Here is a 13698-nt window from a genome sequence, read left to right on the forward strand (position 1 = left end):
GACCGGGCCCTGGCCTTCTACGCCGCCCACGGCGCCACGGTCAGCGAGGTGCTCACCGACAACGCCTTCGCCTACCGGCACGGCCGCGCCTGGCGGGAACGACTGGCCGCCCAGGGCATCAAGCACCGCTTCATCCGCCCCTACCGGCCGCAAACGAACGGCAAGGTCGAACGCTTCAACCGCACCCTGCTCGAGGAATGGGCCTACGCCGCGGTCTTCCACTCCAGCCGCGAACGCGCCGACGTGCTCCCCGGCTGGCTGCACACTTACAACCACCACCGCAGCCACACCGCACTCGACGGCCAACCACCGATCAGCCGCGTCAACGACCTACCTGGTCACTACATCTAGGCGCGAGGAGCCGTCCACCCCCACCGCGCGGCGTCCTCCCTCACCGCGGGCCGTGAGGGAGGACGCTCGACGATCAGGTGACCTGGTCATCGCCGCGGTCAGTCGGCGATGAGGGCCTCGATGGTCGCCAGCAGGGTGCGCACGGGGACGCCGGTGCCGCCCTTGGGCGTGTAGCCCCACGGCGACGAGGTGTTGTAACTCGGCCCGGCGATGTCGATGTGCGCCCACGGCAGCCCGTCCGGCACGAACTCGGCGAGGAAGTGGCCGCCGACCAGCATCCCGCCCATCCGGTCGGTGTTGGCGTTGACGAAGTCCGCGACCGTCGAGTCGATCCCCTTGCGCAGCTCGGGAGGCAGGGGCATCGGCCACATCAGCTCGCCGCTGCGCCCGGCGGCGGCGATCACCGCGTCGCGCAGGTCGTCGCTGCCCATGACGCCGGCGGTCCGGGCGCCGAGGGCGACCATCTGCGCGCCGGTGAGCGTGGAGGTCTCCAGCAGGACGTCGGGGGAGTCCTCGGCCGCCCGGGCGATCGCGTCCGCCAGCACGACGCGGCCCTCGGCGTCGGTGTTGGTGATCTCGGCCTTCTTGCCGTTGCGGAACGTGACCACGTCGGCCGGCCGGTAGGCGGTGCCGCTCGGGAGGTTCTCGGCCATGGGCACGGTCGCGACGACCTCGACCGGCAGCCCGAGCTGGGCGACGAGGCAGACGGTGGCGATCACGGCGGCGGCGCCGGCCATGTCGCTCTTCATGTCCTCCATCTTCGCGGCGGGCTTGATCGAGATCCCGCCGCTGTCGAAGGTGATGCCCTTGCCGACCAGGGCCACCTTCTTGCGGGCGCCGGCGCCCGCGTAGGTCAGGCGCAGCAGCCGCGGCTTGCGGGTCGACCCGCCACCGACGGCGAGGATGCCGCCGTAGCCACCGGCGGCGAGGTCGTCCTCGTCGAGGATCTCGGCGGTGAGGCCGAGCTTCTCGCCGGCGGCCGCGCCGCGGGCGGCGAGCTCGGCCGGGTAGAGGTCGTTCGGCGGGGTGTTGACCAGGTCGCGCACCAGGGCGACGGCGTCGGCGACCGCGCGCACCCGGCGCAGCGCCGACTCGGCCGCACCCGCCCCGGGGACGACGATCGTGAACTCGCTCGGCGGGGCCGGGCGGTCGGCGGGCAGGTGGGACTTGTAGGCGGTGAACTCGTACGCGCCCAGGAGGGAGCCCTCGCCCACGGCGTGCAGGCGCTCGTCGTCCGGCGTCCCGCCCACGGCGGCGAGCAGGCTGACGACGGAGCGGCGGCCGCGGAGCGCGCGGCTGGCGGCACCTGCGGCGCGGCGCAGGCTCTCGGGGGTGTAGCCACCCGAAGCCTCCGGGGCGCCGAGCCCCACGACGGCGAGGACGGGGAAGGGGCCCTGGCCGAAGGAGGGCAGGCGGGTCACCTCGTCCTCAGCGCCGCGGGCGCCCAGGTCGGTGAGCGCCGGGAGGAGCCGGCCGCCGAGCAGGCGGTCCAGGGCCTCGGCGCCGGGGGTGGCGAGCGGCCCGTCAGGACCCTTGCCGACGGCGACGACGACGGCGTCGCCGGTCAGCTTCTCGAGCGGGTGGTCGGTGGCGGTGATCGTCGGCGGCACCGCACGATCCTAGAAGGACCCCGTCGCCCCCCAGCACTCGCTCCGCTCGTGCCGGGTCCCTGCGACGGGGCCGTTCCATCGCGTCACCGGCTCGTGCCGGGTCCCTGCGACGGGGCCGTTCCATCCCGTCACCGGCTCGTGCCGGGTCCCTGCAACCGGGCCGTTCCATCCCGTCACCGGCTCGCGGCGGGTCCCTGCAACCGGGCCGTTCCAGTACGTCGTCCCGGACGCGGGGGTGGCGTTAGCGTGACCGCGTGACCCCACGCACCTCGCCCCTCCACGACCGGCACGTCGCGGCCGGCGCCAAGCTCGCCGACTTCAGCGGCTGGTCCATGCCGATCGAGTACGCCGGCGGGGGCGTGCTGGCCGAGCACGCCGCGGTCCGCGAGGGCGTGGGCCTGTTCGACGTGTCGCACCTGGGCACCGGGACGGTCCGCGGGCCGGGTGCTGCCGCGTTCGTCGACGCCTGCCTCACCAACGACCTCTCCCGGATCGGGCCGGGCCAGGCGCAGTACACGATGTGCTGCGTCCCCGACGGCGAGCCCGGTGCCGGGGGAGTGGTCGACGACCTGATCGTCTACCTGCACGGTCCCGACGACGTCCTGCTGGTGCCGAACGCGGCGAACGCCGCCGAGGTGCTGGCACGGCTGGCCGATGCCGCCCCGGCCGGCGTGCAGGTGACCGACCGGCACAGCGACGTCGCCGTCCTCGCCGTGCAGGGACCGCGCTCGCTGCAGGTGCTGGAGCTGCTGGGCGTGCCCGGCGAGATCGGCTACATGTCCTTCGTGACGGGGACCGGTGGCGCCGGGGCCGAGGTGACGGTGTGCCGCACCGGCTACACCGGTGAGCACGGCTACGAGCTGCTGATCGCCGCCGACCGGGCCGGCGAGATGTGGGACGCCGTCCTGGAGGCCGGGCAGGACCTCGGCATCCGGCCCTGCGGCCTGGGCGCCCGCGACACGCTGCGGACCGAGATGGGCTACCCGCTGCACGGCCACGAGCTCTCCCGGGAGATCAGCCCCGTCCAGGCCCGCGCGGGGTGGGCCGTCGGCTGGCGCAAGCCCGCGTTCTGGGGACGTGACGCCCTCCTGGCCGAGAAGGAGGCCGGCCCGGCGCGGTTGCTCTGGGGGCTGCGCGCGTCCGGCCGCGGCATCCCGCGGCCGGGCATGGTCGTCCTGGACGGCGACGGTGCGCAGGTGGGCGAGGTGACCAGCGGGACGTTCTCTCCGACGCTGCGGACCGGCATCGGCCTGGCGCTGCTCGACGCCGCCGCCGGGGTGGCCGAGGGTGCGTCGCTCACTCTCGACGTCCGCGGCCGCCGCGAACCCGTCGAAGTCGTGCGGCCGCCGTTCGTGCCGTCCCACGTGCGCTGAGGAGCGCGCCGGCTAAGGAGCGTTCTTCCGGGTCGGGTCGTCGTCGCCCTTCTCCGGCTCGGCCTTGGCCGGCAGCGTGTCGGCCTTCACGGCGTCGCGCTCGCCCATCGGCACGGGGTCGCCGTCGGTGGTGTCGAGGCCGGTCTGGTGCTCGGCCTCGGAGTTGATCTCGGCGCCCAGCAGGATGAGGTAGCACGTGAGGTACAGCCACAGCATCAGCACGATCACCCCGGCGATGGCGCCGTAGGTCTTGTCGTAGCTGCCGAAGTTGTTCACGTAGATGGTGAAGCCGAGGCTGACCAGCGCCCAGACGGCGGTGACCACGACCGAGCCGAGGCTGACCCAGCGGAACTTCGGCGCGTCGCGGTCGGGGGCGACGCGGTACAGCACCGCCAGCGAGCCCGCGACGACGAGGAGCAGCGCGACCCAGCGTGCGATCTCGAGCAGCACGGTGCCCACCGACCCCAGTGGCAGGAGGTCGATGACGATCGGCAGCACGGCGACCAGGCCGATCGTGAGCACGACGAAGACGATGGCGCCGAGCGTGAGAGCCAGGGAGAGCGCCCGGAGCTTCACGAAGTTGCGGGTCTCGACCTCGTCGTAGGCGATGTTGACCGCCTTGACCAGGTTGTTGACCCCGCCGGAGGCGCTCCACAGCGCCGCCAGGATGGAAGCCACGAGGCTGAGGGTGAGCGCACCGCCGGCGTTGTCGGTGATGGAGGTGACCTGGTCCTCGATCAGGCCCTGCGCCGTCTCCGGCAGCCCGGCGGTGAACTCCTCCACCTGCGCGGCGGCCTGCTCGGGGGAGGCGACCAGGCCGTAGATGGAGATCAGGGCCAGCAGCGCCGGGAAGATCGCCAGGAAGCCGAAGAAGGCCACGCCGCCGGCGATGATGGGCATGTTGTCGGCGTTGTTCTCCGCCCACGCCCGCTTGAGGACCTGCTTCCAGCCCCCGGCGGGGATCTGCAGCGGGTTGGCGGCCCGGATGCCCGGCAGCTGCTCGGGAGCGGGCGCGTCCGGGGGCAGCTGGTGCGGATCCCGCGACGAGCCGCCCTCAGCCGCAGCCTTCGCCGCGGCCGCGCGGCGGGCGGCCTTCTCCTCGACCCGCTGGCGGATCCGGTCGACGGCGCTCTCGCGTGGGCGGGTGCCGGTCACTGCGTCTCCCTGGTGCTGGGCCGTCGTCTGCGGGTCGGTGCGGGATGCCGGTGGCCGGGACGGTCGTCCCGGCCACCGGGCGGGCGTCAGTCGCCCGGCCACGTCCCGGTCAGCTTGGTGAAGCCCTCCGCGCCCAGGCGGTCGATGGTCGCCTTGGTGGCCGCGAAGATCGCGCCCTGGAGGGCCGCGGAGACGACGATCTCCCACATCGGGTACTCGGTCTGGAGCGCGTCCGGGGCGTCGTCCTCGCCGCTGATGCGCTTCCACACCTGCTTGAAGACCGCCCCGGAGACGGCACCGGCCAGCAGGCCCGCCGCGAGACCGAACGGCCGGTAGGCGAGCTTGGCTCCCTTGCTCAACGCTTCCTCCCCCTGCTCCGCCGGGCCTTCTTCTCCGCCCGCTCGGTCTTCTTCCGCACGTCCTTCACGGCCTTCTGGGCGGCCTTCCGGCGTGCGGCGAGCTCCTTGCGCGCCCGCTTCGCCTCGCGCTTGCGGCCCACGCGGGCGCCGACGATGAGCTCCTCGGTGCTGGCCCGGCGCCGCGCGCGGCGGCGCCGCCAGAGCACCAGGCCGACGAGACCCGCCAGCGCGGCCCCGGCCCCGGCGAACGCCGGGGGGCTCTCGCGGTAGGTCTCCACCGCGGTGTCCTTGGCGCGGGCGGCGCTCTCCTTGGCCCGGGCGGGCACGTCGAGCCGCTGGCTCAGCTCGTCGACGGTGTGCGCCAGCTGGTCGCGGGTCTCCTCGATCTCGGCCCGGATGGCGTCGGGGTCGGTCGGACCGCTCGACGCCTGGCCGTCGTCCTTGGGCGTGGTCACCGGCGCGCACTCTCCTTCACGGTGGCGATGTCGGTCTTGACACCGGCCATGGCCTCGATCGGCACCGGCGGTGCCCCCTGCTGGACGTCCTTCTTCCCCACGAGGGCGAGGACGCCCGCGATCGCGAAGAGGACCACGGTGACGATCAGCGCGGCCAGCCAGGCGGGCATCACCAGCGCCAGGGCCAGGATGATCGTGGTGATCAGGGTGGCGGCGCCGAAGAAGGCCATCAGGCCCGCGGCACCGAACAGGCCGGCGCCGACGCCGAGCTTCTTGGCCTTCTGGGTCATCTCGGCCTGGGCGAGGCGGGCCTCGTCCCGCACGAGGGTGCTGATCTGCTCGGTGAGCCGGCTGATCAGCTCGCCGGTCGAAGCGTTCTCGGGGACGGCGTCCACGGCTGCGCGGGTGGCGCCGGCCGTGGCGTCGGGGCGGGGTGTGCTCATCGGTCCTCCGGGTGGACGGCGTCGATGCACCGTCATGCCCCCTGCGGTCGGGCCGTAACCGGCGGGGCGGTCACGGCCCGGGAACGTGGCGTCGGTCACGCCCTCCGCCGCTAACCTGCCTGCATGAGCTGGCACTGGCGTCTCGAGGACCCGTCCGGATCCACCCTCGACCCCGCGGTGGTGGGGGTGGAGGTGCCCGCGCACGACAACCAGGGCGACGCCGAGTCGTGGCTGGGCGAGAACTGGCGGGAGCTGCTCGACCGCGGCGTCGCCACGGTCACCCTGTTCGAGGACGACCGGAAGGCCTACGGGCCCATGGGGCTCGCCGCCACCTGACCCTCCACGGGAGGTCGAGGGTCAGGTGGCCGGGCCTTCATCCGCGAGCGGTCTTCGAGGGGTCGCGCTCGACGACGTCGCCGAGGATGCCGTCGATCCGCGCCAGCACGTCCTCCTCGAGGCGGACGCCGGCGGCCGCCACGTTGTCGTGCACCTGCTCCGGCCGGGTCGCGCCGATGATCGCGGCGGCGACGTTGCCGTTCTGCAGCACCCAGGCCAGGGCCAGCTGGGCCATCGAGAGCCCGAGGTCGTCGGCGATCGGCCGCAGCTGCTGCACGCGGCCGAGGATGTCGTCGGTCATGAAGCCCTGCATCGAGCGGCCGGCCTCGGGGTGCCCGGCGCGGCTGTCGGCCGGCGGCTGCTCGCCCGGGCGGTACTTGCCGGTGAGGATCCCCTGCGCCAGGGGCGACCAGACGATCTGGGACAGCCCCTCCCTCTCCGACGTCGGCACGACCTCGGCCTCGATGACCCGCCAGAGCATCGAGTACTGCGGCTGGTTGCTGATCAGCTGGACGCCGAGCTCGCGGGCCAGCGCCGCGCCCGACGCGATCTGCTCGGCGTTCCACTCCGAGACGCCGATGTAGAGGGCCTTGCCCGACCGGACGAGGTCCGCGAAAGCGGTCATCGTCTCCTCGAGCGGAACGGTCGGGTCGTAGCGGTGGGCCTGGTAGAGGTCGACGTAGTCGGTCTGCAGCCGCCGCAGCGAGGCGTGGCAGCTCTCGATGACGTGCTTGCGGCCCAGCCCGCGGTCGTTCCGGCCCGGCCCCGTGGGCCAGTAGACCTTCGTGAACAGCTCGATCGACTCCCGGCGCTGCCCCGCGAGCGCGGCGCCGAGGACCGTCTCCGCGCGGGTGCCGGCGTAGACGTCGGCGGTGTCGAAGGTGGTGATGCCGGCGTCCAGGGCGGCCCGCACGCAGGCGTGCGCGGCGTCCTCCTCGACCTGGCCGCCGTGGGTGAGCCAGTTGCCGTACGCGATCTCGGAGATGGTCAGGCCGGAGCGGCCGAGGCGTCTGAATTCCACGAACCGCGACGTTAGGCGCCCGGTCGGACCGCCGCCCGTCCGGCCCCGGCCTCGACGGTGTCGCCGTCGGCGGGCAGGCGCGCGCCCATCCCGGCCAGCCGCCCGGCGAGCACCGCGGCCGGCGGGTTGTGGTGCCCCAGGTGGACGGCGACGACGTCGGTGCTCCCGGTGACGCCGCCGACCCCGCGCAGCCGGTCCAGATGGACGGGGAAGGTCGCGAGGTCCAGGTGGCCGGTGCCGTGGTCCGAGACCTCGCCGAACGTCTCCTCCAGCAGCACGGCGTCGTAGGCGGCGCCCCGGGTGGCCTCGACCGTGCCCGCGGGCAGGGGACCGGTGTCGGTGGCGTGCAGCATGCGCGCGCCGTCGGGACCCGTGACGTCGTAGAGCACCGTCGGCACCTCGTGCGCGGCCTCCAGCGCGCGGATCCGGTACCCGGCGCGGACCAGCACGTCGCCCGGCGCGACCGCCACCAGTTCGACCGGGTCCTCGGGGCCGAGCCACGGCCGCAGCGTCGCCAGGACGGGGGGCGGGCCGACGACGGTGAGCGGCTCCGCCCGGCGCACCCACTGGCGGGCCAGGAGCGCCAGCGGCGCGCAGTGGTCGGCGTGTTCGTGGGTGACCAGGACGGTGCGCACGCCGGCGAGGGAGATGCCGTCCGGGGGCGGAGCGGGCGCCAGGTCGATGAGCAGCGCACCGTCGACCAGGGCGGACGTCGGACGGCGCAGCTCCCCCCGGCGGCGGGAGTCGGCGCACGACGGGCAGGTGCACCACGGGTTGGGCCAGCCGTCGGCCGCGCCGGTGCCGAGGAGGGTGACGCGCATCAGCCGCGACGGTGCGGGAGGACGCCCTCGCTCAGACCTCGGCGCCGATCGGGACCTCGGGCTTCGGGAAGCGCCAGCGGCGGACCATCGTGGAGCGGCTGATGCCGTACCAGACGAGGCCCTTCATCTTGTGGTTGCCGTCGGGGAAGCGCTCCAGGACGGTGCGCTTGATCTTCCGGCCCAGCACCACCGAGTCCATGATGAGCATCAGGAAGAAGCCGAGGAGCAGGAAGCTCGTGTAGCTCTTCACCGCCATGCTCGGGACGAAGGTGCCGACGAGCGCGACGGCGGCGATGGCCAGGAAGAAGCTGCCGATGTTGCGGCGGCTGTCGACCAGGTCGCGGACGAGCTTGCGCTCCGGGCCGCGGTCGCGGGCCGGGAGGTAGTCGGCCTCACCCCGGGCGATGCCCTGACGCGCCTCGGCGCGGCGAAGCGCCTGCTGCTCGCGCATCCGCTTGTAGGCCTCCCTGCGCGTGGTGGGCGGCGGCGGGGGAGGACCCTGGCGCCGGCCCTGCGCCTCGTTGCGCCGGGGCGTCGGACGGCCCTTGCCGCCGGCCTTGACCAGGTGCGCGGTCAGCTCGCCGTCCTCGCCGGAGGTGGCGGTCGTCTCGGCATGGTCACGGCGGCCGGGCAGGCGGAGCTTCACGGCCCGGAAGTCTACGTGTGTGAGCAACGGAGCCCCGGACGTCGCGCGGGGAGCCGTACAGTGGGTGCACGGGAAGAGGAGCCGTTCCGACGGCGTTCGTCCGTCACGGAACACGTGTGCGCGGACACCTCGGAGGGAGAGGACAGGAATATGACGGTGCAGGACACCGCGGCCACCGGCGTCGTGCTCAGCGACCCCGCGGCCGCCAAGGTCAAGGCTCTGCTGGACCAGGAGGGTCGGGACGACCTCCGGCTGCGCATCGCCGTCCAGCCCGGTGGTTGCTCCGGTCTGCGGTACCAGCTCTTCTTCGACGAGCGGTTTCTCGACGGCGACCAGACCTACGACTTCGGCGGCGTCGAGGTCATCGTCGACCGGATGAGCGGCCCCTACCTCGGCGGTGCGGTGATCGACTTCGTCGACAGCATCGAGCAGCAGGGCTTCACGATCGACAACCCCAACGCGCAGGGCTCCTGCGCGTGCGGTGACTCCTTCAACTGAGTCCCCGCAGACCGACCGAGGCCCGGTTCCCCCTGGGGGACCGGGCCTCGTCGTCTCATTGCCGCATGTCTTCGGTCATGACGAGTGGAGGCCCGGAGGGTCTCCGCGAGGAGTGACGAAACGGCTCCGCGGAACAGGGGAACGGCACCTGACCGCGGTGCGATCCGGAGGATCGCGGTGTCACAGCCGGACGGGGTAGACCGTTTCCGGGATCTCCGGCTTGATGCGCTGCTCGACGAAGATGCCGTGCCACACCATGAACACCAGCAGCGTCCACAGCTTGCGGGAGTGGTCGACCGGTGAGCCGGCCCGCTGGTTCTGCCGGTGGGCCGTGAGCATGGCCAGGACCTGCTGCTTGTCCAGCCACTCCTCGGTCTGGCTGTCCTCGATGATCTGCCGCGCCCAGTCGTGCAGGTCCTCCGCCAGCCAGTGGCGCGTGGGCACCGGGAAGCCGAGCTTGCGCCGGTTCAGCACGTGCGGCGGCACGATCTGCTCGAGCGCGCGGCGCAGCGCGTGCTTCGTCGTCTCCCGGGTGACCCGCTGGTCGACCGGGATGGTGGAGGCGACGCGGAAGACCTCGGGGTCGAGGAACGGGACGCGCAGCTCCAGCGAGTTCGCCATCGTCATCTTGTCGGCCTTGACCAGGATGTCGCCGCGCAGCCAGGTGAACAGGTCCACGTACTGCATCGCCGTCACGTCGTCGTAGCCGGCCGCCCGGGTGCGCTCGTAGAGCTCCCGGGTGACGGCGACGTGCGACAGGTCCGGGTCGCGCTTCTCGAGGAAGGTCAGCTCCTCGTCCCGGAAGATGCGTGCGTTGCCGTAGTAGCGCTGCTCCAGGGGGATGGAGCCGCGACGCAGGAGGTCCTTGCCCCGCATGCCGTCGGGCAGCTTGGTCGACAGCGTGCCGAGGGCGCGGCGGATGCCGGCGGGCAGCTTGTCGAAGGCGGCCAGGGAGAGCGGCTCGCGGTAGATGTTGTACCCGCCGAACAGCTCGTCGGCGCCCTCGCCGGAGAGCACCACCTTCACGTGCTTGCGCGCCTCCCGGGCCACGAAGTACAGCGGCACGAGCGCCGGGTCGGCGACCGGGTCGTCGAGGTACCAGACGACCAGCGGGATCGACCCGGCGAACTCCTCCGGGGTGACGACCTTGGTGATGTGCTCGACGCCGATGGCGGCCGCGGACTCCGCGGCGACCTCGATCTCCGAGAACCCCGCCCGCTCGAACCCGACCGTGAAGGTCATGAGCTCGGGGTTGTAGCGCTTCGCCAGCGCCGCGATGGCCGTGGAGTCGATGCCGCCGGAGAGGAAGGACCCGACGGTGACGTCGGCGCGCATGTGCACCCGCACCGAGTCGTCGAGCACCTCGGCGATGCGGTCGTAGAGCGCCTGCTGCTCGTCCTTCGCGACCGGCCGGATCGGGAAGGTCGGGTGGAAATAGCGCTCCGTGGACAGCTCGCCGTCGGCGACGGTGAAGCGGGTCCCGCTCTCGATGCGGCGGATGCCCCGGTGCAGCGTCGCCGGCTCCGGCACGTACTGCAGCGTCAGGTAGTGCTGCAGCGACGCGGGGTCGACGCCACCGGCCGCCGTGCTCCCGCCGAGCATCTCCAGCAGCGCCTTCTTCTCGGACGAGAAGGCGATGGCCCCGTCGGCCAGGCGCGTGGTGAACAGCGGCTTGATGCCGAAGGGGTCGCGGGCGCCGAAGACGGTGCGGGTCTCGCTGTCCCAGATGACGAAGGCGAACATGCCACGCAACCGGGTGACGATCTCCTCGCCCCACAGGTGGTAGCCGGCGACGATCGCCTCGGTGTCGCCCTCGGTGGCGAAGGTCGCACCGGCCGCGGCGAGCTCTTCCCGGAGTTCGACGTAGTTGTAGATCTCGCCGTTGAAGACGATCCGGTACCGGCCGTCGGCGTACGGCATCGGCTGGTGGCTGTGCTCGATGTCGATGAACGCCAGGCGGTTGAACCCGTAGACGACGCGGTCGTCGTGCCATACCTCGTTCTCGTCGGGCCCGCGGTGGCGCAGGCAGTGCAGCGCCTCACGGACGTCGGAGACGATGCCGTCGGTCACGCGCGGGGCGTCGGTCGAGAAGTAGGCGAGCAGGCCACACATGAGGCGCGGGACTCCGGGGGTCGGGGGGTGGCCAGGGGGTCAGACGCGCTCGCCGGCGCGGGTCTTCGCGGTCGCGTAGCGCTCGGCGAAGAAGGAGAGCACCGGGACGGTGCCGGCCACCGTGATGAGCAGCCAGCCCTTGAGCGTCCAGCGGGCGCGCAGCGCCAGGTCGCCGGCGCTCAGGAAGAAGATGAAGTACAGCCAGCCGTGCAGCGTCCCGATGACGGCGGTGGCGCCGTGGATGTCCCAGATGTACTCGAGCGGCATCGCCACGAAGAACAACGCGATGAGCAGGACGCCGACGACGGTGGCCATCACGCGGTAGCGGGTGAGCGCCGGGGGGATCTCCCGCGTGGGCGCCTGCGTCGTCTCAGCGGCCATTGCTGCTCCGTTGTCCCAGGGCCCGCTCGTTGAGCTCGGCGAGGTAGGCGTTGTAGGCGGCGAGCTCGGGGTCGCCGGTGGTGTCGATGCGCGGCCGCTGGTAGAGCACCACCGCGTTGCCCGGCTGGTCCTCGTCCGGCGGGCGGTGCAGCTCGACCCGCACCATGCGGACGTAGAACCACAGCCCCATGAAGCCGTAGAGCGGCCACTGCATGGCGTAGCTCCAGTTGACCGCGCCACCGCCGGCCTCTGCCTTGGAGAGCTGCCAGTAGCCGAGGAAGAAGGTGGCGACGAACAGGGCCGCCACGAGCAGGTGCAGGAGCACCCATCTCGGGGTCAGCAGCCGGGAGAACACGGCACCGACTCTAACCGTCCTGGCGGTGCCGGCGGCCGGCACGGCCGGGCGCGCCGCCTCGCACGGGACCGCTACCACGTCCCGGGAGCCACCGGCGGGCGACCCACCCGGCGTCCGCGCAGCCGCCGGGGTCCGACCCGCCCGGACGTCTCCGGTGGTCAGCCCCTGAGGCGGGTCGGCTAGTCTCGGCCCACACTGAGTTCGGCGTGGATCCACTCTGCCGAGAACCGGTGGAGATCCGTTTGCAAGGACCGCCCGGAGGCCGGGCGGAGGACGAGGAGGCAGCGAGCAGTGGCTCGAGGCAGCAGGCTCGCGCGGCTGGCCGCGCTCGGTCTCCTGGGGGGACTCACCCTCACCGGATGCGAGCTCGGCGAGGCGGAGTGGTGGGAGCGGAACTTCGTCCGGTGGGGGTGGCCCGACGGCGTCACCGACGAGGCCGAGGCCATGCGGGAGCTGTGGGTCGGCTCCACCTTCGCGGCGCTCATCATCGGCCTGGCGGTCTGGGCGCTGATCGCCTACACGGTGATCGCGCACCGCAAGAAGGGTGACGAGCTGCCGCGGCAGACGGCGTACAACCTGCCGCTGGAGATCGTCTACACGATCCTCCCGTTCCTCATCATCGCCGGCCTCTTCTTCTTCACCGTGAACACCCAGAACCAGGTCCGGCAGATCAGCCCGGACCCGGACGAGGTCATCGCCGTCAACGCCTTCAAGTGGAACTGGCAGTTCGTCTACCCGAACACGAACGGTCCGGACGGCGACCCGGTCGACACGGTCGGCACGAGCACCGAGATCCCCATCCTCGTCGTGCCCACCGACCGCAGCCTGCGGTTCGAGCTCGCCTCGGCGGACGTCATCCACTCGTTCTGGGTTCCGGAGTTCCTCTTCAAGCTCGACGTCATCCCGGGCAACGAGAACGGCCGGGACAACGTCTTCGAGGTCACCGTCCGCGAGGAGGGCGCCTACGTCGGCCGCTGCGCCGAGCTGTGCGGCACGTACCACGCCTACATGAACTTCGAGGTCCGCGCGGTCTCTCCCGACGAGTACGACGCCTACCTGGCCGCCCGTGAGTCCGGGCTGGGCACCTACGAGGCGCTCGAGGAGATCGGGCAGCCGGGCGAGGCCAGCACGACCACCCCGATCGACCTGGTGCAGGAGAAGGTCGAAGACCTGCAGCAGACGGGGGGCTGAGATGCCTGCCGCTGACAACCGGACCCCCCACATGCCCGAGGAGGCACGACCGTGAAGGTCGAGGCGCTGATCTTCAATCTCATCGCGGTGTTCTGCTTCGTCTGCGCTGTCGTCTACGGCTTCTGGTCCCGTGAGCCCATCGGCACCACGGCCCTCGCTCTGTCGGGCGGTCTGACGATCCTCATCGGTGGCTTCTTCTGGTTCGTCTCGCGCCGGATCGACGCCCGTCCCGAGGACCGCAAGGACGCCGAGATCGCCGACGGCGCGGGCGAGCTGGGCTTCTTCAGCCCGGCCAGCTACTGGCCGTTCACCCTGGCGCTGACCGCGGGCCTGATGGGGCTGGGTATCGCCTTCTGGTACTTCTGGCTGATCGCGATCGCCAGCGTCGGGATCCTGGTCGCCGTCGGTGGGCTGCTCTTCGAGTACTACGTGGGGCAGAACGCCGAGCAGAGCTGAGCTCCCGGAACCACCGACGAGGCCCTCTCCGCTGAGGCGGAGGGGGCCTTTCGTCGTCCCCGGTCGCGGGCTCGAGGGCTCCTCCGACGGTGCGCCGGCCCGGGGGGAGACCGCCCGTCCGCATCCGGAGCCGAC

At 72.3% G+C, this 13698-nt stretch carries 17 protein-coding genes; 6 read left to right on the top strand and 11 right to left on the bottom strand.

Annotated features, from left to right (window positions below; translation table 11 throughout):
- On the top strand, positions 1-351 hold a 351-nt coding region (locus ACI794_RS12210; protein ID WP_456616507.1), incomplete at its 5' end, for an integrase core domain-containing protein.
- 98 nt (positions 352-449) lie between these two features.
- Here ACI794_RS12210 and ACI794_RS12215 read toward each other — a convergent pair.
- Positions 450-1961, bottom strand: a complete 1512-nt coding sequence (locus ACI794_RS12215) for a leucyl aminopeptidase (RefSeq protein WP_456603521.1) — start codon at positions 1959-1961, stop codon at positions 450-452.
- Between the two features lie 254 nt (positions 1962-2215).
- Here ACI794_RS12215 and gcvT point away from each other — a divergent pair, with 254 nt between their 5' ends.
- Entirely contained in the window at positions 2216-3334 is a 1119-nt protein-coding gene (gcvT, locus tag ACI794_RS12220) for a glycine cleavage system aminomethyltransferase GcvT (RefSeq protein ID WP_456603522.1), read from the top strand.
- Between the two features lie 12 nt (positions 3335-3346).
- On the opposite strand, the gene ACI794_RS12225 is transcribed toward gcvT, so the two are convergent.
- The 4 genes from ACI794_RS12225 to ACI794_RS12240 all read right to left on the bottom strand — a co-directional run bounded on the left by ACI794_RS12225 (position 3347) and on the right by ACI794_RS12240 (position 5746).
- Complete coding sequence (locus ACI794_RS12225; protein ID WP_456616508.1) at positions 3347-4489, bottom strand: YihY/virulence factor BrkB family protein; 1143 nt, start codon at positions 4487-4489, stop codon at positions 3347-3349.
- An 86-nt stretch (positions 4490-4575) separates the two neighbouring features.
- Entirely contained in the window at positions 4576-4848 is a 273-nt protein-coding gene (locus ACI794_RS12230; RefSeq protein ID WP_456580985.1) for a DUF4235 domain-containing protein, read from the bottom strand.
- Positions 4845-5303: a DUF3618 domain-containing protein gene (locus ACI794_RS12235; protein WP_456603524.1), complete on the bottom strand. Its 459-nt coding sequence runs from the start codon at positions 5301-5303 to the stop codon at positions 4845-4847. The genes ACI794_RS12230 and ACI794_RS12235 overlap by 4 nt, the downstream gene beginning before the upstream one ends.
- Positions 5300-5746 carry a phage holin family protein gene (locus ACI794_RS12240; protein WP_456616509.1) on the bottom strand — a complete coding sequence of 149 codons (447 nt, stop codon included), beginning with the start codon at positions 5744-5746 and terminating at the stop codon, positions 5300-5302. The genes ACI794_RS12235 and ACI794_RS12240 overlap by 4 nt, the downstream gene beginning before the upstream one ends.
- A gap of 123 nt (positions 5747-5869) precedes the next feature.
- Here ACI794_RS12240 and ACI794_RS12245 point away from each other — a divergent pair, with 123 nt between their 5' ends.
- Positions 5870-6082, top strand: a complete 213-nt coding sequence (locus ACI794_RS12245) for a hypothetical protein (protein ID WP_456580982.1) — start codon at positions 5870-5872, stop codon at positions 6080-6082.
- Positions 6083-6119: 37 nt separating this feature from the next.
- Here ACI794_RS12245 and ACI794_RS12250 read toward each other — a convergent pair whose 3' ends face one another.
- From ACI794_RS12250 to ACI794_RS12260, 3 genes are read right to left on the bottom strand one after another with little or no spacing between them, the layout of a single operon-like run.
- The gene (locus ACI794_RS12250) at positions 6120-7103 is read right to left on the bottom strand and encodes an aldo/keto reductase family protein (RefSeq protein WP_456603525.1); all 984 of its coding nucleotides are present in this window, start codon (positions 7101-7103) and stop codon (positions 6120-6122) included.
- 11 nt (positions 7104-7114) lie between these two features.
- Entirely contained in the window at positions 7115-7924 is an 810-nt protein-coding gene (locus ACI794_RS12255; protein ID WP_456616510.1) for an MBL fold metallo-hydrolase, read from the bottom strand.
- Positions 7925-7955: 31 nt separating this feature from the next.
- The gene (locus ACI794_RS12260) at positions 7956-8570 is read right to left on the bottom strand and encodes a DUF3043 domain-containing protein (protein WP_456603527.1); all 615 of its coding nucleotides are present in this window, start codon (positions 8568-8570) and stop codon (positions 7956-7958) included.
- A 150-nt stretch (positions 8571-8720) separates the two neighbouring features.
- Here ACI794_RS12260 and ACI794_RS12265 point away from each other — a divergent pair, with 150 nt between their 5' ends.
- A complete protein-coding gene (locus ACI794_RS12265; RefSeq protein ID WP_456616511.1) occupies positions 8721-9068 on the top strand; it encodes a HesB/IscA family protein in 348 nt (115 codons plus the stop codon).
- A gap of 180 nt (positions 9069-9248) precedes the next feature.
- On the opposite strand, the gene asnB is transcribed toward ACI794_RS12265, so the two are convergent.
- From asnB to ACI794_RS12280, 3 genes are read right to left on the bottom strand one after another with little or no spacing between them, the layout of a single operon-like run.
- Positions 9249-11180: an asparagine synthase (glutamine-hydrolyzing) gene (gene asnB / locus ACI794_RS12270; protein WP_456603528.1), complete on the bottom strand. Its 1932-nt coding sequence runs from the start codon at positions 11178-11180 to the stop codon at positions 9249-9251.
- Between the two features lie 39 nt (positions 11181-11219).
- On the bottom strand, positions 11220-11561 hold the full coding sequence (locus tag ACI794_RS12275) for a DUF3817 domain-containing protein (protein WP_456603529.1): 342 nt from the start codon (positions 11559-11561) through the stop codon (positions 11220-11222).
- Positions 11551-11916 (bottom strand): metalloprotease, encoded by a 366-nt coding sequence (locus tag ACI794_RS12280; RefSeq protein ID WP_456603530.1) that lies wholly within the window; start codon positions 11914-11916, stop codon positions 11551-11553. The genes ACI794_RS12275 and ACI794_RS12280 overlap by 11 nt, the downstream gene beginning before the upstream one ends.
- Positions 11917-12207: 291 nt before the next feature.
- On the opposite strand from ACI794_RS12280, the gene ctaC reads away from it, so the two are divergent.
- Entirely contained in the window at positions 12208-13107 is a 900-nt protein-coding gene (ctaC, locus tag ACI794_RS12285; RefSeq protein ID WP_456603531.1) for an aa3-type cytochrome oxidase subunit II, read from the top strand.
- Between the two features lie 51 nt (positions 13108-13158).
- Positions 13159-13563 carry a cytochrome c oxidase subunit 4 gene (locus tag ACI794_RS12290; protein WP_456580974.1) on the top strand — a complete coding sequence of 135 codons (405 nt, stop codon included), beginning with the start codon at positions 13159-13161 and terminating at the stop codon, positions 13561-13563.
- Positions 13564-13698 lie beyond the last annotated feature (135 nt).

It is taken from the genome of Blastococcus sp. SYSU DS0541 (assembly GCF_054050875.1).

What these genes read in the sequence shown, in the direction of transcription:
- ACI794_RS12240 (WP_456616509.1), bottom strand. Translation starts at nt 5,746, where the DNA reads ATGAGCACACCCCGCCCCGACGCCACGGCCGGCGCCACCCGCGCAGCC.
- ACI794_RS12245 (WP_456580982.1), top strand. Translation starts at nt 5,870, where the DNA reads ATGAGCTGGCACTGGCGTCTCGAGGACCCGTCCGGATCCACCCTCGAC.
- ACI794_RS12255 (WP_456616510.1), bottom strand. Translation starts at nt 7,924, where the DNA reads ATGCGCGTCACCCTCCTCGGCACCGGCGCGGCCGACGGCTGGCCCAAC.
- ACI794_RS12265 (WP_456616511.1), top strand. Translation starts at nt 8,721, where the DNA reads ATGACGGTGCAGGACACCGCGGCCACCGGCGTCGTGCTCAGCGACCCC.
- asnB (WP_456603528.1), bottom strand. Translation starts at nt 11,180, where the DNA reads ATGTGTGGCCTGCTCGCCTACTTCTCGACCGACGCCCCGCGCGTGACC.
- ACI794_RS12275 (WP_456603529.1), bottom strand. Translation starts at nt 11,561, where the DNA reads ATGGCCGCTGAGACGACGCAGGCGCCCACGCGGGAGATCCCCCCGGCG.